Annotated in this window: 28 protein-coding genes; 17 read left to right on the top strand and 11 right to left on the bottom strand. The window is 40.8% G+C overall.

All coding sequences use genetic code 11. The features are described 5' to 3' along the window. Positions 1 to 4: 4 nt before the first annotated feature. The 7 genes from AC5P2S_RS06170 to AC5P2S_RS06140 are packed head-to-tail and all read right to left on the bottom strand — an operon-like array spanning position 5 to position 5,907. Entirely contained in the window at positions 5 to 439 is a 435-nt protein-coding gene (locus AC5P2S_RS06170; RefSeq protein WP_002996007.1) for a hypothetical protein, read from the bottom strand. 11 nt (positions 440 to 450) lie between these two features. Beyond that, positions 451 to 1,074 (bottom strand): conjugative transposon protein TraK, encoded by a 624-nt coding sequence (gene traK / locus AC5P2S_RS06165; RefSeq protein WP_002996009.1) that lies wholly within the window; start codon positions 1,072 to 1,074, stop codon positions 451 to 453. Positions 1,075 to 1,099: 25 nt separating this feature from the next. Then, positions 1,100 to 2,095, bottom strand: a complete 996-nt coding sequence (gene traJ, locus AC5P2S_RS06160) for a conjugative transposon protein TraJ (protein ID WP_002996010.1) — start codon at positions 2,093 to 2,095, stop codon at positions 1,100 to 1,102. Positions 2,096 to 2,097: 2 nt separating this feature from the next. Then, positions 2,098 to 2,730, bottom strand: a complete 633-nt coding sequence (locus tag AC5P2S_RS06155) for a DUF4141 domain-containing protein (protein ID WP_002996013.1) — start codon at positions 2,728 to 2,730, stop codon at positions 2,098 to 2,100. A 27-nt stretch (positions 2,731 to 2,757) separates the two neighbouring features. Continuing rightward, positions 2,758 to 5,262 (bottom strand): TraG family conjugative transposon ATPase, encoded by a 2,505-nt coding sequence (locus AC5P2S_RS06150; protein ID WP_024567749.1) that lies wholly within the window; start codon positions 5,260 to 5,262, stop codon positions 2,758 to 2,760. Beyond that, positions 5,259 to 5,591 carry a DUF4133 domain-containing protein gene (locus AC5P2S_RS06145; protein ID WP_002996016.1) on the bottom strand — a complete coding sequence of 111 codons (333 nt, stop codon included), beginning with the start codon at positions 5,589 to 5,591 and terminating at the stop codon, positions 5,259 to 5,261. The genes AC5P2S_RS06150 and AC5P2S_RS06145 overlap by 4 nt, the downstream gene beginning before the upstream one ends. A 10-nt stretch (positions 5,592 to 5,601) precedes the next feature. Then, entirely contained in the window at positions 5,602 to 5,907 is a 306-nt protein-coding gene (locus AC5P2S_RS06140; protein WP_002979435.1) for a DUF4134 domain-containing protein, read from the bottom strand. A 116-nt stretch (positions 5,908 to 6,023) separates the two neighbouring features. Between AC5P2S_RS06140 and AC5P2S_RS06135 the strand changes: the two genes are divergently transcribed. From AC5P2S_RS06135 to AC5P2S_RS06115, 5 genes are read left to right on the top strand one after another with little or no spacing between them, the layout of a single operon-like run. Beyond that, positions 6,024 to 6,380 carry a helix-turn-helix domain-containing protein gene (locus AC5P2S_RS06135; protein ID WP_227533391.1) on the top strand — a complete coding sequence of 119 codons (357 nt, stop codon included), beginning with the start codon at positions 6,024 to 6,026 and terminating at the stop codon, positions 6,378 to 6,380. Positions 6,381 to 6,417: 37 nt separating this feature from the next. Beyond that, positions 6,418 to 7,284, top strand: a complete 867-nt coding sequence (locus AC5P2S_RS06130; protein ID WP_198001572.1) for a hypothetical protein — start codon at positions 6,418 to 6,420, stop codon at positions 7,282 to 7,284. Beyond that, positions 7,281 to 7,571, top strand: a complete 291-nt coding sequence (locus AC5P2S_RS06125; protein WP_002996022.1) for a hypothetical protein — start codon at positions 7,281 to 7,283, stop codon at positions 7,569 to 7,571. Before AC5P2S_RS06130 ends, AC5P2S_RS06125 begins: the two co-directional genes overlap by 4 nt. Then, on the top strand, positions 7,561 to 9,336 hold the full coding sequence (locus AC5P2S_RS06120; protein WP_002996024.1) for a DUF2326 domain-containing protein: 1,776 nt from the start codon (positions 7,561 to 7,563) through the stop codon (positions 9,334 to 9,336). Before AC5P2S_RS06125 ends, AC5P2S_RS06120 begins: the two co-directional genes overlap by 11 nt. Then, on the top strand, positions 9,337 to 10,149 hold the full coding sequence (locus tag AC5P2S_RS06115) for a hypothetical protein (protein ID WP_002996025.1): 813 nt from the start codon (positions 9,337 to 9,339) through the stop codon (positions 10,147 to 10,149). A 16-nt stretch (positions 10,150 to 10,165) separates the two neighbouring features. Here the strand turns inward: AC5P2S_RS06115 and AC5P2S_RS06110 are convergent, their stop codons facing one another. From AC5P2S_RS06110 to AC5P2S_RS06100, 3 genes are read right to left on the bottom strand one after another with little or no spacing between them, the layout of a single operon-like run. Continuing rightward, on the bottom strand, positions 10,166 to 10,753 hold the full coding sequence (locus AC5P2S_RS06110; RefSeq protein WP_458102464.1) for a conjugal transfer protein TraD: 588 nt from the start codon (positions 10,751 to 10,753) through the stop codon (positions 10,166 to 10,168). 59 nt (positions 10,754 to 10,812) lie between these two features. Further along, positions 10,813 to 11,247: a DUF3408 domain-containing protein gene (locus AC5P2S_RS06105; RefSeq protein WP_002996029.1), complete on the bottom strand. Its 435-nt coding sequence runs from the start codon at positions 11,245 to 11,247 to the stop codon at positions 10,813 to 10,815. Between the two features lie 4 nt (positions 11,248 to 11,251). After that, entirely contained in the window at positions 11,252 to 12,019 is a 768-nt protein-coding gene (locus tag AC5P2S_RS06100) for a ParA family protein (RefSeq protein ID WP_024567747.1), read from the bottom strand. 491 nt (positions 12,020 to 12,510) lie between these two features. Between AC5P2S_RS06100 and AC5P2S_RS06095 the strand changes: the two genes are divergently transcribed. From AC5P2S_RS06095 to mobB, 3 genes are read left to right on the top strand one after another with little or no spacing between them, the layout of a single operon-like run. Next, a complete protein-coding gene (locus AC5P2S_RS06095) occupies positions 12,511 to 12,744 on the top strand; it encodes a hypothetical protein (RefSeq protein WP_138944202.1) in 234 nt (77 codons plus the stop codon). After that, positions 12,741 to 13,187, top strand: coding sequence for a conjugal transfer protein MobA (mobA, locus tag AC5P2S_RS06090; protein WP_002996037.1), 447 nt, complete (start codon positions 12,741 to 12,743; stop codon positions 13,185 to 13,187). The genes AC5P2S_RS06095 and mobA overlap by 4 nt, the downstream gene beginning before the upstream one ends. Beyond that, positions 13,184 to 14,470, top strand: coding sequence for a conjugal transfer protein MobB (gene mobB, locus AC5P2S_RS06085; protein ID WP_024567746.1), 1,287 nt, complete (start codon positions 13,184 to 13,186; stop codon positions 14,468 to 14,470). The genes mobA and mobB overlap by 4 nt, the downstream gene beginning before the upstream one ends. 18 nt (positions 14,471 to 14,488) lie before the next feature. On the opposite strand, the gene AC5P2S_RS06080 is transcribed toward mobB, so the two are convergent. Continuing rightward, positions 14,489 to 15,046, bottom strand: coding sequence for a hypothetical protein (locus tag AC5P2S_RS06080; RefSeq protein WP_024567745.1), 558 nt, complete (start codon positions 15,044 to 15,046; stop codon positions 14,489 to 14,491). Between the two features lie 213 nt (positions 15,047 to 15,259). Here AC5P2S_RS06080 and mobC point away from each other — a divergent pair, with 213 nt between their 5' ends. From mobC to AC5P2S_RS06035, 9 genes are all read left to right on the top strand, one after another. After that, positions 15,260 to 17,260, top strand: a complete 2,001-nt coding sequence (mobC, locus tag AC5P2S_RS06075) for a conjugal transfer protein MobC (RefSeq protein WP_024567744.1) — start codon at positions 15,260 to 15,262, stop codon at positions 17,258 to 17,260. Between the two features lie 159 nt (positions 17,261 to 17,419). Continuing rightward, a complete protein-coding gene (locus AC5P2S_RS06070; protein WP_024567743.1) occupies positions 17,420 to 17,620 on the top strand; it encodes a hypothetical protein in 201 nt (66 codons plus the stop codon). Between the two features lie 79 nt (positions 17,621 to 17,699). Next, complete coding sequence (locus AC5P2S_RS06065; protein ID WP_133147453.1) at positions 17,700 to 17,948, top strand: hypothetical protein; 249 nt, start codon at positions 17,700 to 17,702, stop codon at positions 17,946 to 17,948. Positions 17,949 to 17,975: 27 nt separating this feature from the next. Beyond that, positions 17,976 to 18,854 carry a helix-turn-helix domain-containing protein gene (locus AC5P2S_RS06060; RefSeq protein ID WP_024567742.1) on the top strand — a complete coding sequence of 293 codons (879 nt, stop codon included), beginning with the start codon at positions 17,976 to 17,978 and terminating at the stop codon, positions 18,852 to 18,854. Positions 18,855 to 19,018: 164 nt separating this feature from the next. Continuing rightward, positions 19,019 to 19,372 (top strand): hypothetical protein, encoded by a 354-nt coding sequence (locus AC5P2S_RS06055; protein ID WP_228050507.1) that lies wholly within the window; start codon positions 19,019 to 19,021, stop codon positions 19,370 to 19,372. Positions 19,373 to 19,458: 86 nt separating this feature from the next. Further along, positions 19,459 to 19,722 (top strand): hypothetical protein, encoded by a 264-nt coding sequence (locus tag AC5P2S_RS06050; protein WP_024567740.1) that lies wholly within the window; start codon positions 19,459 to 19,461, stop codon positions 19,720 to 19,722. A 91-nt stretch (positions 19,723 to 19,813) separates the two neighbouring features. Further along, positions 19,814 to 20,530 carry a HupE/UreJ family protein gene (locus AC5P2S_RS06045; RefSeq protein WP_228050508.1) on the top strand — a complete coding sequence of 239 codons (717 nt, stop codon included), beginning with the start codon at positions 19,814 to 19,816 and terminating at the stop codon, positions 20,528 to 20,530. Positions 20,531 to 20,541: 11 nt separating this feature from the next. Further along, positions 20,542 to 21,150, top strand: coding sequence for a hypothetical protein (locus tag AC5P2S_RS06040; RefSeq protein ID WP_024567738.1), 609 nt, complete (start codon positions 20,542 to 20,544; stop codon positions 21,148 to 21,150). 21 nt (positions 21,151 to 21,171) lie between these two features. Then, positions 21,172 to 25,566: a CusA/CzcA family heavy metal efflux RND transporter gene (locus AC5P2S_RS06035; RefSeq protein ID WP_024567737.1), complete on the top strand. Its 4,395-nt coding sequence runs from the start codon at positions 21,172 to 21,174 to the stop codon at positions 25,564 to 25,566. Positions 25,567 to 25,586: the final 20 nt, after the last annotated feature.

The raw sequence follows: 25,586 nt of genomic DNA, 5'->3' as shown, positions 1-25,586 counted from the left end.
TCGGTTATCGCATTTTAAACCGCCTTTTCGGGGAAGACAACTGTTCTTTAGGTTTGTCAGACACTTGGGCAATGGCTTCTTTCCTTGTCGGAACCGAGCTTGTAGAGAGGTCTGTCAGTTTGGATTGTTTCAATAATTGCCCGTATTGGTCTATCCTTTCAATATTCATCTTCTGTACATCAAAAAGACCGTCTTCATACTTTACCCACATATTGCATTCAACCTTTGGCTTATCATCGCCATTCCATTGCAGGTAAGTTGTCAGCATCATAATGTTGGGCAACATCGGTTTATCCATCCCATTTTTACAAGCCTCTAAAAACCTGCTGATGCTGTCTTTGATTTTGTCGGCATAAGCTGCCTCCGTTTGGAAATAACCGTCATACCCTTTATCGGTCAGCGTTTTTGCGAATGCGTCTAAATCAAGTAACTGTTTCATATCCTTAATTTTTAGCGTTCGATAACTTCGATGTCTTTGTTTTCTACTACCGCAAACTTTTCGATGTTAAATCCCTGCGGGTTGTTATCCGAACGAACGGAGTTGACGAGATAGCAGGAAGTAATCAGGTTACGGCGTGTTACGTTGCTCGAACGGATGATGAACTGTTTGGCATAGGTGCGCACTGCATAGGGGTAATTGTCGAAATTGCACACCACACTATCTACCTCAATTCGTTGCTGAACATTACCCGAAATGATACGGCTGTAATAGCCCTTTTCAGACAGGTCTTTGTAATAGTCGAAAGCTGATTTATCGGCAAGGTTGAACGCCCTGCTCATATTGCTTTCAATAGCGTTCTTATCGGGTGCAAGCGTGAAGAACAATTCGTGAAATCTCCTGACGTGTTCCCTTGCTTCCACAGGTCGGTTAATACTGGCATCCTGCGACAAGGCAAGCATCAGTGATTTGCCATTATCCAGCACATAGATTTTTTGCCTTTGTTCATTTGCAAAGCTGTACGATTTCCACACGGCAAATCCTACTACGCCTATGCAGAGAACGGCAAACACGATGGCATATAAACGTATCTGCCGAAAGCTGTTTTCTATATTTCTTAGCGTTTTAAATTCCATTTTTAAGAATGATTATTGTTTTACATTATTTTTTAAGTAACTGACCGCCGATGTTTCCAACCGTTGAACCAGCTCCGGCTCCGGCAAGGTTTCCTGCTTTCATTGCTGTTGAGTTTACATTGCGGGTAAAGTTTCCTGCGCCTCCAGCTTGGATTACCCAGCCTGTTACTGTCGGGATAGTGAAGTACCCGATGATGCCGATAATCATAAAGATGATGTACACCGTATTGGAGGTGTCGGGTATATAGGTCGGGTCTGAAAGCATTGCTATATCCTTTTCCAGTATCAGCGATTGTATCCTTGCCAGCATCGAACTGAACAAATCGGAAACAGGCAACCACAGGTAAACGCTCACATACCTCGTGAGCCACTGCGTGAGCGTGGACTGAAAGCCGTCCCATACGGAAATTGCAAAGGCAATCGGTCCGAGTATGGAGAGGACTATCAGGAAAAATGTTCTTATGGTATCAATAACCAAAGCCGCCGCCTGAAAGAGTATCTCCAGTAGATTGCGAAACCAATCCTTTATGGCTTTTTCTATTTGATAAGCACCCCTGTCCATATACATACCCGCCATCGTGCCGATGTCGGAGGGCGACCAGCCCAATTCATCCAGCTTCTTGTCAAACTCTTCGTCCGATACCATATAGGCGGTTTCGGGATTTCTGACCATTGCTTCATATTCCAGTTGGTCTTTCTGCTGTTGCAGCTTGTTCAGGTCAAGCACCTGGTCTTCGAGTATGGAATGTGTTCCCGTTACAACGGGGCTTAGCACTGCATTGATAGTTCCCAATACAATGGTTGGGAAAAACATAATGCAAAGCCCCAAAGCAAACGGGCGTAACAATGGGAACATATCAATAGGTTCGGCACGGCTTAAAGCCTGCCAAACCTTTAATGCCACATAGAATAATGCACCCAATCCCGCAAGACCTTTAGCCACTGCCGCCATATCGCCTGCAAGCGGCATCATATCGTCATAAAGCGAACGCAGGAGTTCGTGAAGATTATCCCATTCCATTGTTACCAGTATTTTTGGTTAGCAGTTCCGTATAGGTCAAGCACCCTTTTGGCATCGTTTTTCTTTTTCGCTCTCAGGTAGCTTACAGAAATATTTTTGTTGGTGTAATAGCGTACAAGACTGTGGTAGTCTTTTACTTCTTTGTACACACGGTCGATGATGTCCATACGCTCTTTGTCGTTCAGCGAAAGGCTGGATGAGGTTACGATTTGCTTCAGTTCTTTCAGCAGTTCGGTACTTTCATTGAGCAATGCGGAGTAGCCGTTACCGATAGCGGTCAGCTCTTGCGGCGAGAAATTGGGGTCGTTCATCATCTTGCCGAAATTCTGCACGTACATTTCCGAAACATCGCCTACCAGCAAAACCGTTTGCTGCACCTTACGGGCATCTTTCACAAGGTTGTTGACGGCTTTCAGCTTGTCGTAATATTCCTTGCCCTGTTCGTACACTTTCTTCACTTCGTTGAAGTTCTTAACCACATTGCTTACGGTGGAAGAAGTCTGTACGATTTCATTCGCACTGTTGAGAATGCCCGATGCAAGGTTTGCGGGGTCGGTTACTACCCATTGGGCTTTTGCGGACGGTGCAACGGCAAGCATTAGTGCCGTACACACCATAAAAAGGATTTTTTTCATTTTCTTGAAATTTTAAATTGTTAATGACTATTGATTTGAATTGTCACGCCGTTGCATAGCGATATGCTTAATGGCGAGTTCCACGTTTCCGTCCAGTTCAGCAGCGAGCTGCATTACTTCCATTTTTTCGGTTTCTTCGGTGGTATAGGCGAGGTATTCCTCCAAACTAACTTCGGTGGCATAGACTGCCGAGTGCGTACCACCTAAACCAATCCAGACTTCTTTGTAAAGCCTTGATGGGTCGTTGTTCATATTGATAGAAAGTACCTGCCCTTTCTCCTTATCGGTAAGCCCCAGCATTGCCTGTATATCGTCAAACTTATTCATATACTTGCGCTGGTCTAAGAGGATTTTACAATCGGAGTTGTTGATGATACTTTCTTTCACAATGGGCGACTGGATAATATCATCGACCTCTTGCGTTACGACAATCGCTTCTCCGAAGAATTTGCGAACGGTCTTAAAGAGGTACTTGATGTATTCCGCCATTCCCTCTTTGGCAATCGCTTTCCAAGCCTCTTCAATCAGGATGAGCTTACGGATACCTTTCAGTCGGCGCATCTTGTTGATGAACACCTCCATAATGATAATCGTGACTATGGGAAAGAGGATTTTGTGGTCTTTGATGGCATCAATTTCAAACACGATAAAGCGTTTGGAAAGCAGGTCTAACTGCTTGTTTGAGTTCAGCAGGTAATCGTATTCGCCGCCTTTGTAATAAGGCTCTAATACGTTGAGGAAATTGGCAATGTCAAAGTCTTTTTCCCTTACCTGCTTTTGCTCCAATACCTTGCGGTAATCGCCTTTTACATACTCGTAGAAGCCGTTAAATGATGGGTACACGTTTTCCGTTTTGATACGCTCGATATAACCGCTAACGGCATTGGATAATGCCACTTCTTCCGAACGGGTCGGCGGTTCATCGTCCCTTTTCCAAAGCGTTAGTATCAAAGTTTTGATACTTTCACGCTTTTCAATATCGAACACGCCGTCATCGGTATAAAAAGGGTTAAAGGCAATGGGATTGTCTTCGGTATAGGTAAAATAAACCCCGTCTTCGCCTTTGGTTTTCCCCTTAATCAATTCGCACAAACCCTGATAGGAATTACCCGTATCTACCAACAGTACGTGTGCGCCCTGCTCGAAATACTGCCTTACCATATGGTTTGTGAAGAACGATTTACCCGAACCTGACGGACCAAGAATGAATTTGTTCCGGTTCGTGATAATGCCACGCTTCATTGGCAAATCTGATATATCCAAATGGATAGGCTTGCCTGTAAGCCTGTCCGCCATTTTTACCCCGAATGGGGACGGCGAATTGTGGTAATTGGTTTCTTCGGTAAAGAAGCATAAGGCTGGCTCTATGAACGTGTAAAAACTTTCCTCTGCCGGAAAGTCGCCGGCATTGCCCGGCATTCCAGCCCAATACAACGTGGCAACATCCGTAGTGTTGTGGCGTGGCTTACACTCCATCAGTGCTAACGCACTACCGCAATCATTCTTTAGCTGTTTGAGTTCGGCAGGGTCTTCCGACCACGCCATAATATTAAAATGCGCACGAACAGAGGAAAGCCCGAACGAATGTGCTTCGTTCAGGTACTTTTCTATCCACTCTTTGTTGATTTGGTTGGCACGGCTGTACCGAGCCAATGAGTGCATATTCCTTGCTGATTTTTCAAACTTTTGCAGGTTCGCTTCGCTGTTATCCAAAAACAAATACTGGTTGTAGATATGGTTGCAGCTCAACAACAACCCCACAGGTGCAGCGAACGACAAACGGCAGTCGCTACGGTCGGTAGATAGCTTTTCAAAACGTGTATCTGCCGATACCGTTCCGGGCAAATCGTCCGTATCGGACAGGGTGTGCAAAGACAACCTTTTGTTTCCGATACGGACTTCTTCAGCACCGAGTGCGATGTCCTGCATCGGCGTTCCTGCTTCCCTCGAAAGGGTAAAATACTGTTCCAGCAATCCTTGCTTTTCATTTGTACCGATGATGTCTTCTTCGCTCAATCGTTGCAGGCTCACAAAACCGCTATCGTTCACAATACGCTCAAACTGTGCTACGGCTTCCATAAAGCGATGTATCGCTTCCTTATCCCTGATTTCCTTTGGTATGAGTGTGCCTTTGCAAAGCGAACTGAAGTTGCTTTGCATACGCATACGCTCTTTGGTGGTTTTTGTCAGGAACAGGTAGCAATAGTGGTTCAGGAATGGTCGCTCGTTGAAATGGCGTTGATAAGATTTCGATAAAAAACTCTGATCTTCCTGTGCCAAATCGGGGGCGTAGCTTTCTTTGATGTACCAATCCTGTTTGTGAATGACCGTAAAATCGGGTAAGGTCTTAATCGCCTTGTGCCAAGCGGAGTGAATGGCTTCATATTCCGCAGAAGCTACCGTGAACAGTTCCGGTAAACGCACTTCAAAACAGGCGGTAATGTCCGCATCTTTGGAAAGTATGCAGTTGTTCTCTACTGCCAGCAATGGAAATTTGCTTTCCAAAGTGGAGGTCTTTGCTACATTTCTCATACGGCTTTTGGTTTAGAAGTGAATTTTAAATACCTGTGTACAGGCTTGCGGCAGATGATGTATCGAGGATGCCGTTTTCTTGCACCCACTTTCATCAGCCCGTGTTCGCCGTACTTTTGGTTCAGTGAAAAGGTCTGCCATACGATGAGCGAAGCACCCCCTGCTCCGATGAACAGGCAGATGTAAGAGTTTACGCCTGCCATATACAGTATCATCACGAGAATAAGCGTACCGAGCAGTCCGCCTGCGAAAATGAACAGGTATTGCGCTTTCAATCCTTTGAACTCTACTGTACGCCCAATGCCTTTGTTAATATTGTAACTATTCATAAGCAAAGGATTACAGGAAGAATGAACGCAGGATGGTAGCGGCAACAATCAGGAAGATACACGCACCAAACCAGCTTGCCGCAGTCTTGCTCGTGTCAGGGTCGCCGGAGCTGAATTTGTTATACACCTTAACGCCTCCGATGAGCCCAACCACCGCACCGATGGCGTAGATTAACTGCGTTGCGGGGTCGAAATAACTTGTTACCATTTGGGTAGCCTCGTTGATACCTGCCGAGCCGTTTCCCTGTGCGAACGCACCAATTCCTGACAGCATTGCCACGGCTGCCAGTAAAACTTTTTTTCTCTGTTTTTCCATAATTGAAACACATTAATTTGTTACTGTTTATCCCGCACCTTGCGAGCTTTCGGGACAAATGTCTTGTGGAAAAAGAGGCGTTATGAGAAAGTGGCAGTCAAAGGAAGTGTTTGGCTGTGAGTGGCTTTGTTGGTGGGAATTTTCAGAACGAGAGTGGAAATTTTCAAATGCTTTTTATACAATTTACAGTTGGTTCAATGCAACTTTTAAATTACATTTGTACATTCGTAATAAAGTCAATTTTAATCCTTTTTGAGATGAAAATATCAGGCAGACATATTGGAGAAATGCTGAAGGAAGCCAGAGAACAAAGACAGCTAACTCAAGAACAATTAGCCCAAAAAGTGGGTAAGAAAAGGAGTTACATTTCTAAGGTTGAAACTGATTATGGCAATAATATCAAACTTCAAACCCTTAAAGAGATAGTAGAAAAGGGATTTGACGGTACAGTTAAAATTAATTTGGAACTCTGATTTGTATATGGATAAATTATTGAAGAACGCTTTTAAAATGCAAATTCAATCCAAAGAAGGATTTGAGTTCGAAGAATTTATTGATGAACTGTTTCTTTTGAAATATGGCGTTGATAACTATACGCCCATTAGAAGGAATAAGGATAAAGGCAATGACGGTACTATTTTACCCGAACAAAAAATATTGGCTTGTTACGCACCAAGAAAATATAGCAAAACTGATTTTGAAACGAAAGTTTTAGGGGCAACAAACAAAGAAGGAGATTTCGAAAAATACCAGAAAAACTGGAAAGACAAATTTCCAAATTGGGAAATGTACGTAAACCACGAAGTATCACCGGAACAATTTACGCTAATTCAGAGTTTGGACGGCGATACTTCGATTAAGGGTATAGACCAAATTCTTTCTATTGTTGATGAACTTGTATCAAGTAAAAAAAGAAAACTTGCAGCTTATTTGGGGATTGAGAACTTTTTTATACAGGACTATATTCAGGAAATTATTAATGACTTATTGAATGCTTCAAGCGAAGAAGATAAGGCTCTGCATTTCGACAGGAAATCATTAGTCCCTCCCCAAAAGAAAATCGAACTCAACTTTGAGCAGGAAGATTGGGATGGAATGAACTCGGAAATGGTACTGGTTATGGCAGAATTTAACACGATTACCAATATACTTTCGGGATATAACGATGATGAGATTAATACCCTGAAAAGAAGAGTTATAAATGATTACAATAAACTTTCAGGAAATTTCAAGGATAGATTATATAATCTAACCGACCAATATACAACAGCATATGGAAACATTAAAGATGATGAATATGTGAAGTGTGTAAAATCTATATTGCTTTATATGTTTGAGCAGTGTTTAATAGGCAGAAAAACAGAAAATGAACTATGATATTACCGCAGCCAGAAAGCAATCTTAAAACCAATCTTATGGTATTGGGAGCAGATATTATTAGTATTATGGGCAATTCCCCTTTTAAAAACAAATATACCATCGTGGATGATATAATGAATAAGTTTTTAAACAGGGATAAAGATAGAACACCCGACCTTTTTCTGTATGCTTTAACCTTTTTGCATACAATTGGCAGTATTGAGAAAAAAGGATATAAAATTAAATTGGTAAAGAAAGAAAGCCAAGAAGAAAATCAAACAAGTTTATTCGACAATGTTAATTAGAATATATTCAGAAACCAACCTTATAGATGCTGTTCCATTTCACAATGGAATAAACATCATATTGGGCAAATACTCTGGGGATAAAGAAGCACGAGGGATTAATGGTATTGGCAAATCTACGTTGGTCAGGCTTGTTGATTTTACCTTACTAAGCGGTAAAGCAGAAAAAAGATTTGCTCAAAAAAAGTATGACTTTTTACGTGAGGATGAACACACGATTACTTTAGAAATTGAAGTACAGGAACAAAAATATTTTCTCAAGAGGGGCTTTGCCGATACAAAAAAAATATTTTTCGGGAAGCGACCGGATGCTCTCGATGAATATGAAAAATCTGAAATGCCGAAATTGCTGGAAGGGATATTTTTTCCGACAGAGAACAACGAAGTATTCTTTGAGGGAAAAAGATATGGAACGTTGATGGAATTTTTTGTTAAGGATGACTTGCAAAGTCAGCAGAGAGTTGACCCTTTAAATTTTGTTTCTTATAACGCCAATGCAAGAGAAAAGGCGTTGTATAATTTTTATTTGCTTAATCTCCCGACTAAAACACTTTTAAAATATAACGAAGTTTCTTCTGAATATGAAAGATACAATAATACAGTAAAATCATTATCAGAAAAGGTTAAGGCAGATACAGGGAAAGATATTCAGGAGTTTAGAACCGAGCGGCTAAAAATCGAAAAAGATATTGTAGCACTTGAGAATAGCCTGAAAGAGTACAACTTTCTTGCTAATCACAAAGAGATAGAGCAAAAGCTAAATCAGGTTATATCTGAAATTAACGAGCAATCTGTCATCTATCATAATACAAACCGTAAATTAGAAAAACTCAAATCCTCTTACAATGATGTAACATCTATCGACCTGGACAAAATTCGTAAGCTCTACAATGAAACCGTATCTACATTTGGCAACTTTGTAAAAAAGAGTTTAGATGAAGTTATAGACTTTAAAAAACAACTTCTGGCGAATAGAAATAAATATTTATTGGAAGAAGAAAAGAAATTACAATCATCAATAGACCAAAGTTTAACACAGCTTGAAAAATTAGAAAAGAACAGGAGCCAATTATTTTCATTGCTAAAAGAGAGAGGTGCATTGGACAGGATTGAGAGTACCTACGAAAGATTAGTGAATGAAAAAACACTTTTAGAACGGAACACCTCAATTGTAAGGGAAATTGACGAAATAGAGGAAATATTAGGAAATTCCAATATTGTCATTGCAGAATTAAAGAGAGATATTGTTAGTGAACTAAATAAGCAACAAACCTATCTTGATGAGTTGAGATTATTATTTCAGCAAATTCTTGAAAATGCTATCTATTTGGATGAAGAATTTGATAATTCTTATTTTAATATCACATTAAACTCTACTTCGCCAAGAAATCAGTTGCCATTTAAAATAAGTCTGGAAATTCCAAAAGCAGATGCTTTGGGACAGGAACGTTTGAAAATTGTAGCGTATGATTTAATGGTATTCTTAAAAAGCAGGATTGATAAACGCAATATCCCTGATTTTCTTGTACACGATGGTGTATTTCACGCCATATCATACAAAACAATATCCAATGTCCTGAACTATATGTACCACAAATCGAACGAGCTGCATAACTTTCAATATATACTTACTTTCAATGAAGATGAAATTGATTTAAACGGCGATGAAAATAAGTTTGGAAAGTTTGATTTTGATTGGTCAAAACAAGTGATTGCTGAATATTCAGATACCGAACAGGAAACAATTTTTAAACGATTTTTTTAGATGGCGAACTATCAACTACCTCCTTTAAAAGATGAAAGGTTATTTGAGGAACTTACTTGTGATTTATTCAATTTTGTAGAGAATACTTCGTCATATGAGAATACAGACTTTCAGACGTTTGGTGTAAAAGGACAAAATCAGAAAGGAATTGATGTCTTTTCTACTAAAACCAAAACGGTTATTCAATGCAAATTGAAGAGCATTGGAAGAAAGGATGAAACTATCAGGAAAAATCTAATTCAGGATATAAACACCGATTTAGAAAAATCGAGGGACTTAGCTATTGATTTCGACAAATTTGTTTTTGTTTCTACCTTCCGTGACGATGTGCAAATACAGGAATACCTCAATCAAATCAGAAAAGAAAAGGAACTTCCATTTCATTTATATTATTGGGGATGGGACACCGTTACAAAGCATATTGAACAATCAGAGGCTTTGCTACATAAGTATTTTCCAAAGTTTGTAAAAAAATCCAAGCCTGTAAAAGCAAAAATTGAATTACCTGACGGAGCATTGGGGAAAGAGCTTTCTAAGAAGAACTATATTGATTATTTAAAAAAAAGATATGGCGATTGGAAACAAATTGAACTAAGTAAAAAGGGAGAAAAATTCAACTGGGCTGCTTTTACTATTTCATTATCTAAAAGATATAAAGCATCAGGAATTAATTATATTGATGTTCGGCATTTTGATGATTTAGCATCCTATCTAAAAAGCCGGATTGATTGCACAATTATGGGAAAAGTGAACAAGTCTAAAGGAATAAAAAACTATTCTGCGTTTGAAGAGTTCTCGGAAAACGGAATTTAAAAAGACAAAGGGAAGTCTATAAGAACTCCCCAATGTCAAAATTCCCCAAATCATTTTTCCGCAAGGTGGAAGAACCGGGTTCTGTTTCAGTTGAAAGGCTACTATCCAAAAGCTCGGCTATCTTTCGGGAAGCATCCGCCACAGAATTTTCCAATAGGCTGAATAGTTCGGTTCCCTGTAATTTCTGAACTATGGCTACCGCTGTTTCCTTTTGGGCTGTTTCCAATTTTTCTTTTTGGAGCAATACCCCCACGGAGCTTAGTTCTTCGAAGGTAACCCCTTGGGCAAAACCGTCATCGCCATTGGGTATTCCGTACCTGTTCCAGTCTTCTTCCTCATCTTCCAAATCAGGTATATTGCTGAAAACTTCGTCCAGTTCTTCCTGCGGAATTTGAATGCTGACGTTTTCGTTTTCGTCATATTCAATGTCTAAATTATCAAGGTTTATCTCCACTTCCTCTATTTGGCTTTCATTGGCAGTGTTTGGCACTGAATGGCTTAATTTCGGTTTAGGCTGCCCCATAATATCGGGAAGGTGCGGATTGATTTTTCCCTTTGTCGGCTTTTGCTCCGACCTTTTCTTAATGACAATCTTGTCCTGCAAAAGCAAGGCAATGACTATCAGCAGGCATATTACAATTACAATCTCCATAGCTCCAATTATTAAATGGGTTTATACTTATCGTTATAGCTCTTGGTAATCTGTTCGCCAAATTCCTGAAAGTGATAATCCAACAGGTTATCCAAATAAGCGTAAATACTAATCTTGTCTTCACCAATTACTTGTATAATACGTGTCAGCTTTTCGTGAAACTCTGGTCGGATATAGACCGTTTTCCCATCACGGGCATTGGTTTCCGACTTTTTGAAAAAGATACTTTCGTAATCGGCTTCGGTTGCCTTTTTGGTCCTGCTCTTCTCTTTAACCGCAGGCTTTTCCCTTGTCGGTTCTTCCCGCACACTTACTTTCTGCTCCGGTTCATCGGCGGTTTCTGGCGGAAGCTGTAAGCCCTCTTTTTTTACACCATCTACCATCAGGTTCATCATCAGCTCCTCGTTAATATCGGGCGTTACTTTTTTCTTATTGTCTTTCTCCATAGGACTATAATTGAATGATTTTTAAAAATTCGCTCATAAACTCGTCCAACTGGCAGGCTTTCATCAGCCGCTCATCGGGCGGCATCAGGGTTGAGCGAAATATGGTTTTGCTGTTTACTTCGCTTTCCTTGCGGAAGCGTGTGCTGTTTTTGATTTGGCTTTGCATCAGGCTTAACCCTAACTGTTCGATAAGCTGATTATATATACCGTATAGCGGGGTACTTTCCCTTCCATCCACTTGGTTCCAAAACAGGTTAATGGTTTTTATATCGGTTTCTCCTTTCTTCATAATCACGTCCTGCAAAAGCTGTGTGAAAATGAGCGTACTTTCCATTACCACACGGTCTGCCGTAATGGGCGTAAAAATGTGGTGCATTCCTGCCAGTGCTTTCAGGATGCCGGGTGTGTTCACCGTTCCGGGCAGGTCAAAGAATACCACATCAAGTGGCACTGAAGAGCTGCTTACAAATTCGTGGGCTTCTTCCAGTACGCTGTTTGCCTTGTGCTGTATTATTGGATAGGCTTTTTTGTTGATAGTGGTAAATTGTTTGTACGCCAGCTTTTTCAAAGCCTCGTTTTCCATTATCATTTTCAAATCACGGTCTTTCATTTTCATCAGGCTGTGCTGTGGAAAATCCGCATCGAATACGGCAACATTGTAGCCTAACCGGTAGTGCATTGTACTTGCAACAAGCGTAGTAAAGGTGCTTTTACCTACACCGCCTTTTTGGGATGAAAAGGCGATAAATACTGGTTTTTGTTTTTCGTTCATATTACAACTGTTTTTACTTATTTATATACTCAATTACTTATGTCCGTATCTCCGCAGGCTTCTACCTATATCATCCTGTACATAGGCATATAGGTATGTAATTACTTAGGCAGGTATGCGCTCCATTAGCGATGTACCTGAATACTTCTTTAGGATTGTATGCAGATATGCAGGTTTGCATCTGCATATCTGCCGATATGCGTACCTGCATTTTTACTTGCTCAACTATCTGTTCAGGTATGTCGGCAGGTATTTTTCTATCTCCGTACAATTGCACTTAGCTACTTTTTTAATCAGGTACTTATGTTGTTACCTGCATACTTATCTGCGCCCTTATCTCTGTTTCTATGTACAAAGAAATGCAGATAGATAGGTGCTTATTTCATTGTGGCAGTGTTTGGCGTTCAAAGGCAGTATTTGTCCGGGTATCGCATTGCAATACTCTTAATAAGAGGTAGTTACTTTGTAGAATGATTTTTATTAACGGATTTATGCAAGCATATTTTGACAAATCGGAAAAAATGGGGAACGGCATCGAGCCGTTTTTCCCTGTTACATTCAATCCGTCCCGCAGGGCGGATTTTTGTGTTCAACAGAACACGGCAAGTTGTGTTCTCAGCATCTCAAAAGTATTTTCCGATGCAGAACAACTTGCCCTTGCAGGGGGCTGGAAAACACCTTCCGAAGTCAGGGTTTTGTATAGGTTAAAAATGGATTTATTATGAACGAGAACAACAAAAGACAAGTGAGAAAACCCATTGGTCGTCCACTTAAAACAGACCCAGCGATATTCAGGTATTCGCTTTCTCTTAACGAAGAGGAAAACGCCAAGTTTCTTGCCCTGTTTGACCAGTCGAATATGGATGTAAAGGCACACTTTATCAAATCCCGCATCTTTGACAAGACGATAAAGACCATTCAGATTGACAAAGGAACGGTTGATTTTTATATGCGGCTGACCTCTTTTCACAGCCAGTTCCGCAACGTTGGCGTGAATTACAACCAGATTATTAAGCTGCTTTACAAGAATTTTTCACAGAAAAAAGCATCGGCTTACCTCTTTAAGCTGGAAAAACAGACGGCTGAAATGGCGATGTTATGTAGAAAAATCATTGAACTGACCGAAGAATTTGAAGCAAAATACCTCAAAAACCATTCTAAAAAGTGATAGCAAAAATCGGTAGGAGCGGAAATTTATATGGTGCATTGGCATACAATAACCTGAAAATTGAAAAAGAAAACGGACAAATTCTGTTTGCCAATAAGATGATTGAAACCGCAAGCGGTCAATATACGGTTGCGCAATTAGCCCAATCTTTCGCTCCTTATCTGATAGCCAACCGCAATACCGAGAAACATACGCTGCATATTTCGCTCAATCCCGACCCGAAAGACATCGTAAATGATGATAAATTTCGGGAAATGGCACAGCAGTATATGCGGGAAATGGGTTACGGCGAGCAGCCTTTTATTGTATTCAAGCATACTGATATTGACCGCAGCCACATTCACATCGTATCGGTATGTGTGGACGAGCAGGGCAAAAAGATTTCGGACAAATTTGAGAAAATGCGGTCGATGAATGTATGCCGGGAACTGGAAAAACAATATCATTTAATACCGGCTACGGACAAAGAACGTAACCAGACTGATAAGGTTTTCCGTCCGGTAGATTATCGGGCGGGCGATGTAAAAAGCCAAATAGCTTCGGTCGTTCGCCACCTGCCGAACTACTACCAATACCAAACTTTGGGCGAATACAATGCCCTGCTTTCCCTGTTCAATATTACCACCGAGAAAATAGAGGGCGAATTACAAGGAAAAATGCAGCAGGGCTTATTATATATTCCGTTGAATGAAAAAGGCGAAAGAGCCGGGCATCCGTTCAAGGCTTCCTTGTTTGGCAAGAGCGCAGGGCTTCCGGCTTTGGAATTGCATTTTGCGAAATGCAAAACGGCATTGAAAGACAATCCTACCAAGCAGACCCTAAAATCTGCCGTTACCATAGCCCTGAAAACCACAAGCGATGAACAGGCATTTAAAAAGCAGTTAGGAGAACAGGGCATTAACATAGTAGTGCGCCGGAATGATACAGGACGTATTTACGGTATCACTTTTATTGACCACAATTCCAAAACGGTTTGGAACGGTTCACGTTTAGCAACAGAGCTTTCTGCCAATACCTTTAATGATTACTGGAATAACAACATTAAGCCGGAGATAAAAGAGCCTGATAAGCTAATACCGAAAATAGCAAGGACAAATGATGCAGATCTTCCTGCGGAAGAACCCCACCATTTGTTTGATTTTGTTACTACCGATAAAAATGAAGACGGGTTGGTTGAAGCGTTGGGCGGTTTGCTCATTCCCGAAGCACAGGGCGAGGATTACGAGGAACAGGATTTTGCCAATAGAATGAAAAAGAAAAGGAAGCGCAAACGAGGTCAGTAACAGGTTTTTCTTTGCCTATTATGTAGAAACTTTCAGCCCCAACGCATAGCTCCAATGCAAAATCTTAGGTGCAGTAGGTGTTTTGAATTGATAAATACCGTAGATGTATAATGCGGAAAGTACAAACGCTCCCCAGCTTAGCCCGATACACCATATACTATCTCGTTCTGTCACGCTGAACATACCAGCTACTATTGATTTTATAATGAATGCAGGAACAATGCAGCATAATAAAACACAGATAGCCCACGGTAATATCCATAGCCTCTGGTTCTTTCTCCGTAATCCTATAATAGTTCCTTTCAAAAAATAAACGATGCAGAAGATGAGGTAGGCAAATAATAGGGAGAATGCCCAAATCTTAAAGTTATCAGTTTCTTTGCCCCACAATTTTTGCGACAGCAAAAACCCGGCGTAAAAGAACACGCCGAAAATAGCCGCTATTTTTAAGCCGAAAAGAAAAAACTTTATTATCCCAGACATTAATCCGGTGGCAGCTTGGCTTTCACCTCTTTTCCGAATTTCATATTCTTCTTCAGTTTCTCCGGGATAAGCATCAGGATTATTCCAATTCATAGCATTCCTCTTTTAAATCTTGCTTGTTCCAACAGACGAGAATAGCAAAATGGTTTTCACGAGTATAAATTTAAAAAAAATCATTGGATTACCTGAACGGTATTGAAGGCTTTATAGCCTCTTAATGCCAAACACTGCCATTCACTGCCACATTCTTATAGCCACACAACACAGCTTCTAAATTCACGCCCGAACATTTAAAATTTTACAAAAATGCAGGGAGAAGACGATTTAAGAGGACTTGCCAAGATAATGGCTTTTATGCGGGCAGTAAGCATCATCATAGTGCTGATGCACCTTTATTGGTTCTGCTACGGTTTCTTTATAGAGCGTGGCTGGACATTGGAGTTAATCAATAAAATATTAGGCAACTTTCAGCGAACGGCAGGGCTGTTTTCGCATACCTTATATACCAAAGTCTTCGCTTTGGTTTTGTTGGCTTTGAGCTGTTTGGGAACAAAGGGCGTTAAAGATGAGAAGATAACCTGGTCTAAAATCTATGTGGCTTTAGCAATCGGTATTATCCTGTTCTTTCTGAATTTCCCTTTACTAAAGCTACCGTTATTAATCGCTACATTTCTGTATATCTTAACCACAGGTTTAGGGTATATCGCCTTAATGGTCGCTGGCGTTTGGATGAGCCGTTTGCTTCGCAACAACCTGATGGACGATGTTTTCAACAACGAGAACGAGAGCTTTCAGCAGGAAACCAAGTTGATGGAAAACGAATACTCTGTCAATCTTCCCACGAAGTTTTATTACAAAGGAAAATGGAACAACGGCTGGATTAACATCGTCAATCCATTCAGGGCATCAATTGTGTTAGGCACTCCGGGTTCGGGTAAATCGTATGCGATTGTAAATAACTACATCAAGCAGCAGATAGAGAAAGGTTTCAGTATGTACATATACGATTTCAAGTTTGACGACCTTTCTACCATTGCCTACAATCATTTACTGAAGCACAGGGACAAGTACAAAGTACAGCCAAAATTTTACGTGATAAATTTTGACGACCCACGCAAGAGCCATCGTTGCAATCCACTCAATCCCGATTTTATGACCGACATATCCGATGCTTACGAAGCGGCTTATACCATAATGCTAAACCTCAACCGAAGCTGGATACAGAAGCAGGGCGATTTCTTCGTAGAAAGCCCAATTATCTTATTGGCTGCCATTATTTGGTATCTGAAAATCTACGAGAATGGTAAGTATTGTACGTTCCCACACGCCATTGAATTGCTGAATAAAAAGTATTCGGACGTGTTCACGATTTTAACCTCTTACCCCGATTTGGAAAATTATTTGTCGCCCTTTATGGATGCGTGGCAAGGCGGCGCACAAGACCAGTTACAGGGACAAATTGCATCGGCAAAAATTCCTTTATCAAGAATGATTTCGCCGAGCCTTTATTGGGTGATGACAGGCGATGATTTCACGCTCGACATCAACAATCCGAAAGAGCCGAAAATTTTATGTGTAGGCAATAACCCCGACCGTCAAAATATCTACTCCGCAGCATTGGGCTTATACAATTCAAGAATTGTAAAGCTCATCAACAAAAAAGGACAGCTTAAAAGTTCGGTTATCATAGACGAATTGCCCACCATTTATTTTCGGGGACTGGACAATCTTATCGCAACGGCGAGAAGTAATAAGGTAGCGGTTTGCTTGGGCTTTCAGGATTTTTCGCAATTGACGAGGGATTACGGCGATAAAGAAAGCAAGGTAATACAGAATACCGTAGGCAATATTTTTAGTGGTCAGGTGGTTGGAGAAACGGCAAAGAGCCTATCAGAACGCTTTGGTAAAGTGTTGCAGAAACGCCAAAGTATGACGATTAACCGCAACGATAAATCTACCTCTATCTCCACACAGTTAGACAGCCTTATTCCCGCTTCCAAAATCTCAACTTTAACGCAAGGGATGTTTGTCGGTTCTGTATCAGATAACTTTGATGAACGTATCGAGCAAAAGATTTTTCACGCCGAAATTGTGGTAGATAATGAAAAGGTAGCAGCAGAAAGCAAAGCCTATCAAAAGATACCGCAAATCTTATCTTTTGTAAATGAGCAGGGCGAGGATAAAATGAAGCAGGAAATTGAAAGCAATTACAAACAGATAAAATCTGATATACTGAATATTGTAGTCAGCGAAATGGAGCGTATCAAGAACGACCCGAACTTACAGCATTTGGTGCAGGAACAATAGCCGAATAGTGAAAGTTCTTTAAATGTTTTGGCAACAATCGCAAGAAATGCAAACTACTTCCCTCGTTTTGTAAAGTGTATGCAATGTAAACATTCAATCTTTGCCTTAGTAAATTATTAGAAGTGCGGGGACAGCACTATAATCACTGTCGAAAATAATATGAAAGGTAAAATTGTAATGTTAAGTGCGGCTTCTGTTCTTACACTTGGAGCGGCATTGCACGTAGGACACCAACCACCTGCTGACGGTATTTGCCCTTTGGGAAAAATCATTCACGGCAAACAATCGAGAGTTGCCGAAAGCAACAAAAAGGCGATTGAGTTTAATGCCGCAACTGAAAAACTTGTTGTTAAAAAATGATGAACGCAGTTACAGCAAAGAGTAACAATATAAGGTTGCTCTTTGCTTTTTTTAATTTAATCAGCTTACATATAAAATTATGTTTCACTTACATTTAGCAGGTCTTTTGACCTTTGAATTATTGACGTTGATTGCAGCCGTTTTTTTGAGGATTTACATAGACAGGCATTCGCTTGGAAAATGGTATCGCCATTTCAGTAAAGTCGTTCTTGTGATGCTTCACCTCATCCTTGTTGCAACCATTGTTCACGGCATTATTCATCATTTTCATTCAGGGCATCATACACCGCCACACCACAACGGAATGGAGCAGCACTCAAACCATTAGCCTGTATTTTGATTACCTTTGTAAGCGATGTTTGATATTTCAACGGAACATAAAAAGAAAATCAATGCAGTTATCAACTTCATTCAGCAAAACCCGCAAGAGGAGCTTTCGTTAGCACAACTTGCGGGCATCGCTAATTATTCGCCTTTTCATTTCCAAAAAATATTTAAGCAGGTAACTGGCGAAAGCCCGAAACAGTTTATCATAAAGGTAAGAATGATAAATGTTGCCCATTATTTGCTCACACATACGCACAAATCCATTACCGAAATTGCACTGGATAACGGTTTTGCTTCATCTTCTACATTTGCAAGGAGCTTTAGGAATTTCTTTGGTATTTCGGCAGAGGAATTGCGGAACATTCCGTCAAAAGACCACACGACTATTACAAAGTACCTGAAGCATATAAAAATCAATGGGAACTTTTTCGTAAATGATAATAACGGCAGGGAAAAGGATTTGAGCATTGAAATAAAAAAAGCCCAATCGCTTAAAGTCATTTTTGTAAATGCACCTTTAACAGACATCGGAGAAATTCATAAGAGTTTCAAAAGAGTTATTCAGTTTGCAGAGGCAAGGGATTTACTGACTGTGAACACGCAATTTGTCGGCATTGTCAATCCACACGCAGGCATATATCAGGCAGGAATAACGTTACAGGCACATCAGGAGATACCCAAAGGCATTGATATACTAAACATTGACGGCGGAAAGTTTGCCGTATGTGGCATTACAGGCGATACAAAACAAATATTCCATACTTTTCACAGCTTATACGAATGGCTGCATCAAAGCCCTTACAGGATTAAACAACCTTTTGCATTTGAGATTTTACCGCAAAGCCCGCTGACAAATCCTTACGAAAATATGGAGAGAGCAATCCATATTCCTGTTGAGCCTGTGTAAAAGGCTTTTTAAATTTAAGCATCTGCCATTGTAATATTTTATTGGGGGCTAAATTCATTTTTTTGCACCGAATTATTACCAAATGAACTTATTTGTATATCTTTGCCATAATGTTGCGTAAATATATTGCCATATTGTTTTTAATTGCTGCCCAATTAGTTATTTTGGGGCACGGCATTGTATCGCACCACCACCACGCAGATATTGCCAATGACGGGCATCAGAATGGCAACAATCATCATAACAATAGTAAAGAAACACCTTTAGAGCTTGCCTTTTCGGGTTTTATACACGCTGGCGAACACGTATCTTTTACTAATTCAAGCGAAACCAGAATTGTTATTTCAAAGGATGATGTAAAATCAATCAAGGCTTTACCGATTGATTTCATTCCGCCTGTTGAATATATAGTTGTCTATCAGAAACACACGTTTCCACCTGATGGACACTTTATTTATTTACCACCGCTCCTCGGAGCATACACCCTTCGGGGACCTCCCTCTTTCATCGTTGCTTAACTTTCATTCTCTGAAAGTTAAAATTTGAGTTACGCCCAATCCTACGGGCGAATTATTTCTTTTTTAATATCAAATTTATTTTAACGATGAAAAAATCATTCATTATAGCGGCATTTGCTGCACTTGCGTTTACAGCTTGCAATAACAGCGAAAAATCTTCTTCGGATAATTCAAATTCAGAACAGGAACTAACAGCTCCGGCAGTCAATCAGGACAGCATTGACAAGGCTCACGGTCATTCCCACGACCCTGCGGGTAATCATACACCTGCTGACAGCACAGATAAATCTGCTGCGCAGCCTAAAGTTAATCAGGACAGCATAGACAAAGCTCACGGACACAAGCATTAATCCTTTTGGGGATTACGCTTAATCCGTGTGCATAATTGATTTCACAAACTGTACATCGTGAGATGTGTGTATTCACCTATGCACATCCTCGATGCTATGCTTTCAATTAACAAAAAATCCGGAAATGAAGTATATCAAAATTTTTCTATCAATAGCCCTACTGATATTGGTTTCAGGGGCGGCGTATGCTCACGGAGTAGATGAGGATACCCAGACATTTTTAAGCGGCAATTCGGGAGTAGCTTTCGTTCCTTTTCTGTATATCGGGGCAAAGCATATGCTCACCGGGTATGACCACCTGCTCTTTCTTGTAGGCGTTATCTTTTTTCTGTATCGCCCAAAAGAAGTACTGCTTTATGTGAGTTTTTTTACCATTGGTCACAGTATTACCCTATTGCTGGGTGTATTGGCAGATATGGCAATCAATGCCTATCTGATTGATGCCATTATTGCATTGTCTATCGTGTATAAAGGCTTCGATAATTTAGGAGGCTTTCAAAGGTTTTTAGGACGTCAGCCCAATACCAAAGCGGCAGTCTTAATCTTTGGACTTTTTCACGGGTTTGGTTTAGCCAGTAAGTTACAGGAATTGAGCTTTGACCGAACCGGCTTATTGACCAACCTGCTTGGCTTCAATATCGGTGTAGAGATAGGTCAGTTCATAGCCTTAGCCCTTGTATTGTTTATCATCACTAATTGGAGAAGGTCACCGAGTTTTCTAAAATTCTCAACAGTTACAAATATGTTGCTGATGGCAGCAGGCTTTTTATTATTCGGCTATCAGTTAGTCGGTTATTTTAACTCTTAACAAATATCAAAATGGCAGAAATAGCACATCAAATCTTAGATAAGAAATCCATTGTAAAGCAGGTCATTATTGCTTTGGTTATTGGAGCGGTACTCTTGGTAAGTGCCGTACTCCCGGCTGAATACGGGATAGACCCTTTGGGTATTGGCAAGGCAACAGGCTTTAGCAAGCTGTATGTTGGTGATGCAGGTACGGAAGCGTTGGCTTCGGGACCGCACAAGATACTAAAACTGGAAAATGTTGGCTCTCCGGCAGATGTTGCCAAACCAGCGGCGGCAGATAACCCGCCACCAGCCACTCAACTGGCAGAACGTACAGACGAGGTAAGCGTGGTTATTCCGGCAGGCGAAGGATTGGAATACAAAGTAAATATGTTGAAATACGGTCAGATGAAATATGAATGGATTACCGATAAAGGTGAGCTATACTTTGACTTTCACGGCGAAGTAAAGAACAACAGCAACTACTTTGAAAGCTATACTATTGCCTATTCCAATAATATGGTCGGCTCTTTAGTCGCTCCGTTTGAAGGTCCGCAGGGCTGGTATTTCAAAAACAATTCCAATGAGAACATTACTGTTAAAATCAAAATGAAAGGACAGTATCTTCTTAAACAATAAATATTCTAATAACATTATGATATGTTAAATAACATCATTCATTTTTCAATCAAGAATAAGTTGGTAATAGGATTATTTACCCTGGCATTAATTTGCTGGGGTTCCTATTCGCTTACCAAACTTCCTATTGATGCCACACCTGACATCACGGATAATCAGGTGATGGTCATTACTGTATCGCCTACACTGGCGGCGCAGGAAGTGGAACAGCTCGTAACCTTTCCCGTGGAGCAGACAATGGTCAGCATTCCGGGTATAAAGGATATGCGTTCCTTTTCCCGTTTTGGGCTTTCTATTGTTACCATTGTATTTGAAGAAAAGGTAGACATCTATTGGGGCAGGCAACAGGTACAGGAAAGGCTGACTATTGCAGCTAAAAATATCCCCGAAGGGGTGGGTACGCCTGAAATGGCTCCTGTAACCACCGGTTTGGGCGAAATCTACCAATACGTTATCCATCCCAAAAAAGGCTATGAAGATAAGTACGATGCCACAGAGTTAAGAACCATTCAGGACTGGATTATTAAACGGCAGCTATTAGGTACGCCCGGCGTGGCGGAAGTAAGTGGCTTCGGAGGGTTTGTAAAGCAATACGAAATCGCCATTGAACCTGACAGGCTTGCCAGCCAGAACATTAATATCTCCGATATTTTCACAGCACTGGAAAAAAACAACCAAAATACGGGAGGTGCATATATTGATAAAGGTCCGAATGCTTTCTTTATCCGAAGCGAAGGCTTGGTAAAGAACATTGAGGAAATCAAAAAAATTGTTATAAAAACCGAGGGAGGCGTACCCGTTTTGTTAAGAGATGTAGCCGAAGTTCGTTTTGGCAACGGTCCAAGATACGGAGCAGCCACACGTAACGGTGAGGGCGAAACCGTTACAGGTATCGTTATGATGTTGAAAGGAGCTAACTCATCGGAGGTTATTACCAATGTAAAAGAAAAGATTGCGGAAATTCAGAAAGGTTTACCCGAAGGTGTAGAAATAGAGCCTTTCCTCGACCGTAAAAAATTGGTGGACGGAGCTATTTCAACCGTTTCAACCAACCTTATTGAAGGGGCATTAATTGTAATTTTTGTATTGATACTTTTCTTAGGAAACCTGCGAGGCGGATTGGTAGTGGCTTCTGTAATTCCACTGGCAATGTTGTTTGCAATAGCAATGATGCGGGTTTTTGGAGTTTCAGGAAACCTGATGAGCTTGGGGGCAATTGACTTCGGGATAATCGTTGACGGAACGGTCATTATAGTTGAGGCGGTGTTGCATAGGATTACAGGTAGCAAGGAACGGTACGGTGGCGTGGCTAAACTGACACAAGACCAAATGGACGAAGAAGTTTATCAGTCGTCCCGTAAGATACGTTCCGCAGCAGCATTTGGCGAGATTATTATCTTAATCGTGTACCTGCCTTTATTAGCATTGGTAGGCGTTGAGGGTAAAATGTTTGGACCAATGGCACAAACAGTTTCTTTTGCCATTTTAGGCGCATTCCTGTTATCGTTCACTTACGTTCCGATGATGTCTGCATTGGTGTTGAGTAAAAAGACAACGCACAAAGAAAACTTTTCGGACAGGATGATGAAAGCCATACAGAAAGTTTATACACCTATCATTAATGGTGCGATGAAGCGAAAACTTTTGGTAGTATCGGTTGCAGTGGTATTGTTCATCATCACACTTATCACATTCAACAGAATGGGCGGTGAATTTATCCCGCAGTTGGACGAGGGCGATTTTGCAGTGGAAACAAGGGTTCCCGTGGGAAGCTCCATCACCCAAATGATAGACGTTTCCCAAAAAGCACAAACCATTTTATTGAAGAACTATCCCGAAGTAGAACAGGTAGTAAACAAAATAGGTTCGGGTGAAATTCCGACAGACCCAATGCCTATTGAAGCGGGAGATATGGTTGTTAAGCTAAAGCCTAAAAAAGAATGGACAAGTGCAGGCGACAGAGAAGAACTGATTGAAAAAATGCAACAATCTCTATCTGTAATCCCCAATGCAACATTCAGTTTCCAGCAACCCATACAGATGCGTTTTAACGAATTGCTTACCGGTGCTAAGCAGGATGTGGTTTTAAAAATATACGGTGAAGATTTAGATGTGCTTTCTGACCTTGCTTCAGATGTAGGTCGGAAAATAAGAAATGTTGAGGGTGTAGAAGATTTGTATGTGGAAGAAATTACGGGTTTACCACAAATCAGCATACAGTTTGACCGAGATAAGATAGCCCAATACGGAATGAACGTTGAGGACGTGAACAGTGCCATCGAAACAGGCTTTGCCGGTAAAGCAGCAGGTTTGGTGTACGAGGGAGAAAGACGTTTTGATTTGGTAGTACGATTGGATAATGCTTCAAGAGCAGACATTACAGATGTTCAAAATCTATTTGTAAGTACGCCCACAGGTCAGCAAATCCCTTTAAGCGAGGTGGCGAATATTGCTTACAAACCCGGTCCGGTACAAATACAGCGAGATAATGCGAAAAGACGGATTACACTTGGTTTCAACGTAAGAAACCGAGATGTAAAAAGCATCGTAAACGATATTCAGGATATTGTGAATGCTAAGGTTAAGATGCCATCAGGCTATTATATCACCTATGGCGGGCAATTTAAAAATCTCGAAGAAGCCAACGCAAGGCTGGCAGTAGCTTTGCCTGTCGCACTATTGCTCATCCTATTGCTTTTATACTTTACATTCCGTTCGGTAAAGCAGGGCTTATTAATATTCACAGCTATTCCATTGTCTGCAATAGGCGGTGTATTTGCTCTACTTATCAGGGATATGCCTTTCAGTATTTCTGCAGGTGTAGGTTTTATTGCGTTGTTTGGGGTTGCGGTTCTGAACGGGATTGTATTGATAGCGGAATTTAACCGATTGGCAAAAGACGGTGTAGAAGATATTTACGAAAGGGTGCGTATTGGCACTCGGGTAAGGTTAAGACCTGTATTGATGACAGCCGCCGTAGCCTCTTTAGGCTTTTTACCAATGGCTTTGTCCAGCTCATCAGGTGCAGAAGTACAACGCCCGTTGGCTACGGTAGTTATTGGAGGGCTGATAACGGCAACCGCTTTAACCCTTGTAGTGCTGCCGGTACTGTATATCTACTTCACTAAATCATCTTTCAAAATGCGTAAAAACAAAGCCTTACCTACCGCCATATTGCTATTGGGATTTTTCTGTTTCCCATCTGTAATGCAGGCGCAAGTACCATCCAATTCGGGAACGAGAGTGCTGACCTTGCAGCAATCTATTGACGAGGCGTTAAAAAACAACAACAGCATCAAGATAGCGGAGTATAACATCAATGTCCAGCAGGCTTTAAAAAAAGGAAGCGTTACTATTCCTAAGACAGAAATTTCCTATACGCAGGGCGTAGTGAGTAATCCTACCATTAATGATAATTTAATCAGTGTTACACAGCGTTTTGATTTTCCAACGGTTTACGGCAACCAGTCAAAGCTGGCGCAGGAAAGAATACAAAGCAGCGAAAAATACAAAGCTGTGACCGAAAACGACCTTGTAGAAGACGTGAAGCTGGCTTACCTGCAATACCAGTACATTTTGGAAAAAAGGAAGCTGTTGTTAGAGCAGGACACCATTTTTAGTAAGCTAAGCAAAGCAAGCGACGTGAGATACCGGACAGGAGAAAGTACAAGCCTTGAAAATGCTACTTCATCTGTACAGTACCGGCAAATTCAAAATGAGCTGGAAAAGAACGAAGCCGATATAAAAATTGCCAAGCAGCTTTTACAGACATTGCTCAACACAACCGATGATATCAGTATAGCAGATACCGCATTAGTTCCAAGAGATATATTATTGCCTATGGATAACGCATCTACTGCCAATAATCCCATCATTCAATATCTGCAACAGGAAATCAATGTAAGCCAAAGAGAAATCTCTTTGGAGAGAAGCAAGATGCTACCGGATATTATTTTAGGTTATAACGGTCAAACCTACAAAGGCTTGCAAACAATAAACGGTATAGACAGAACCTATACCGGAAAAGACCGGTTTAATTTTTTCCAGATTGGTGTTGCTATTCCTCTTTTCCCCGGAGGTTATAAATCCAAAATCAATGCGGCTAAAATCAACGAGCAGATTGCACAAAAACAGGTGGAACTGACAACGATGAACCTGAACGGACAATTAAAAGAGCTGGCGCAGGAGTATGTGAAATATCAGAAGTCAATAAACTATTATCAGACACAGGCATTGCCGCAGGCAGACCTGATTATCAACAACTCGGATAAAGGTTTTAGAAGCGGTGATATTTCCTATACACAATATTTGCAAAACCTTACGCTATCCAATAACATCCATTCGGAGTATATAGACAACCTGTATAATTTCAACAGGGTCGTTATTTCCATAGAAGCAATTTCAGGTAAAAATTAATCATTCAAAAAAATTAAAAT

Source organism: Epilithonimonas sp. 33E (genome assembly GCF_059372615.1).
Note: the sequence above shows the minus strand (reverse complement) of the source record. Positions and strands in the feature narration are given on the sequence as shown.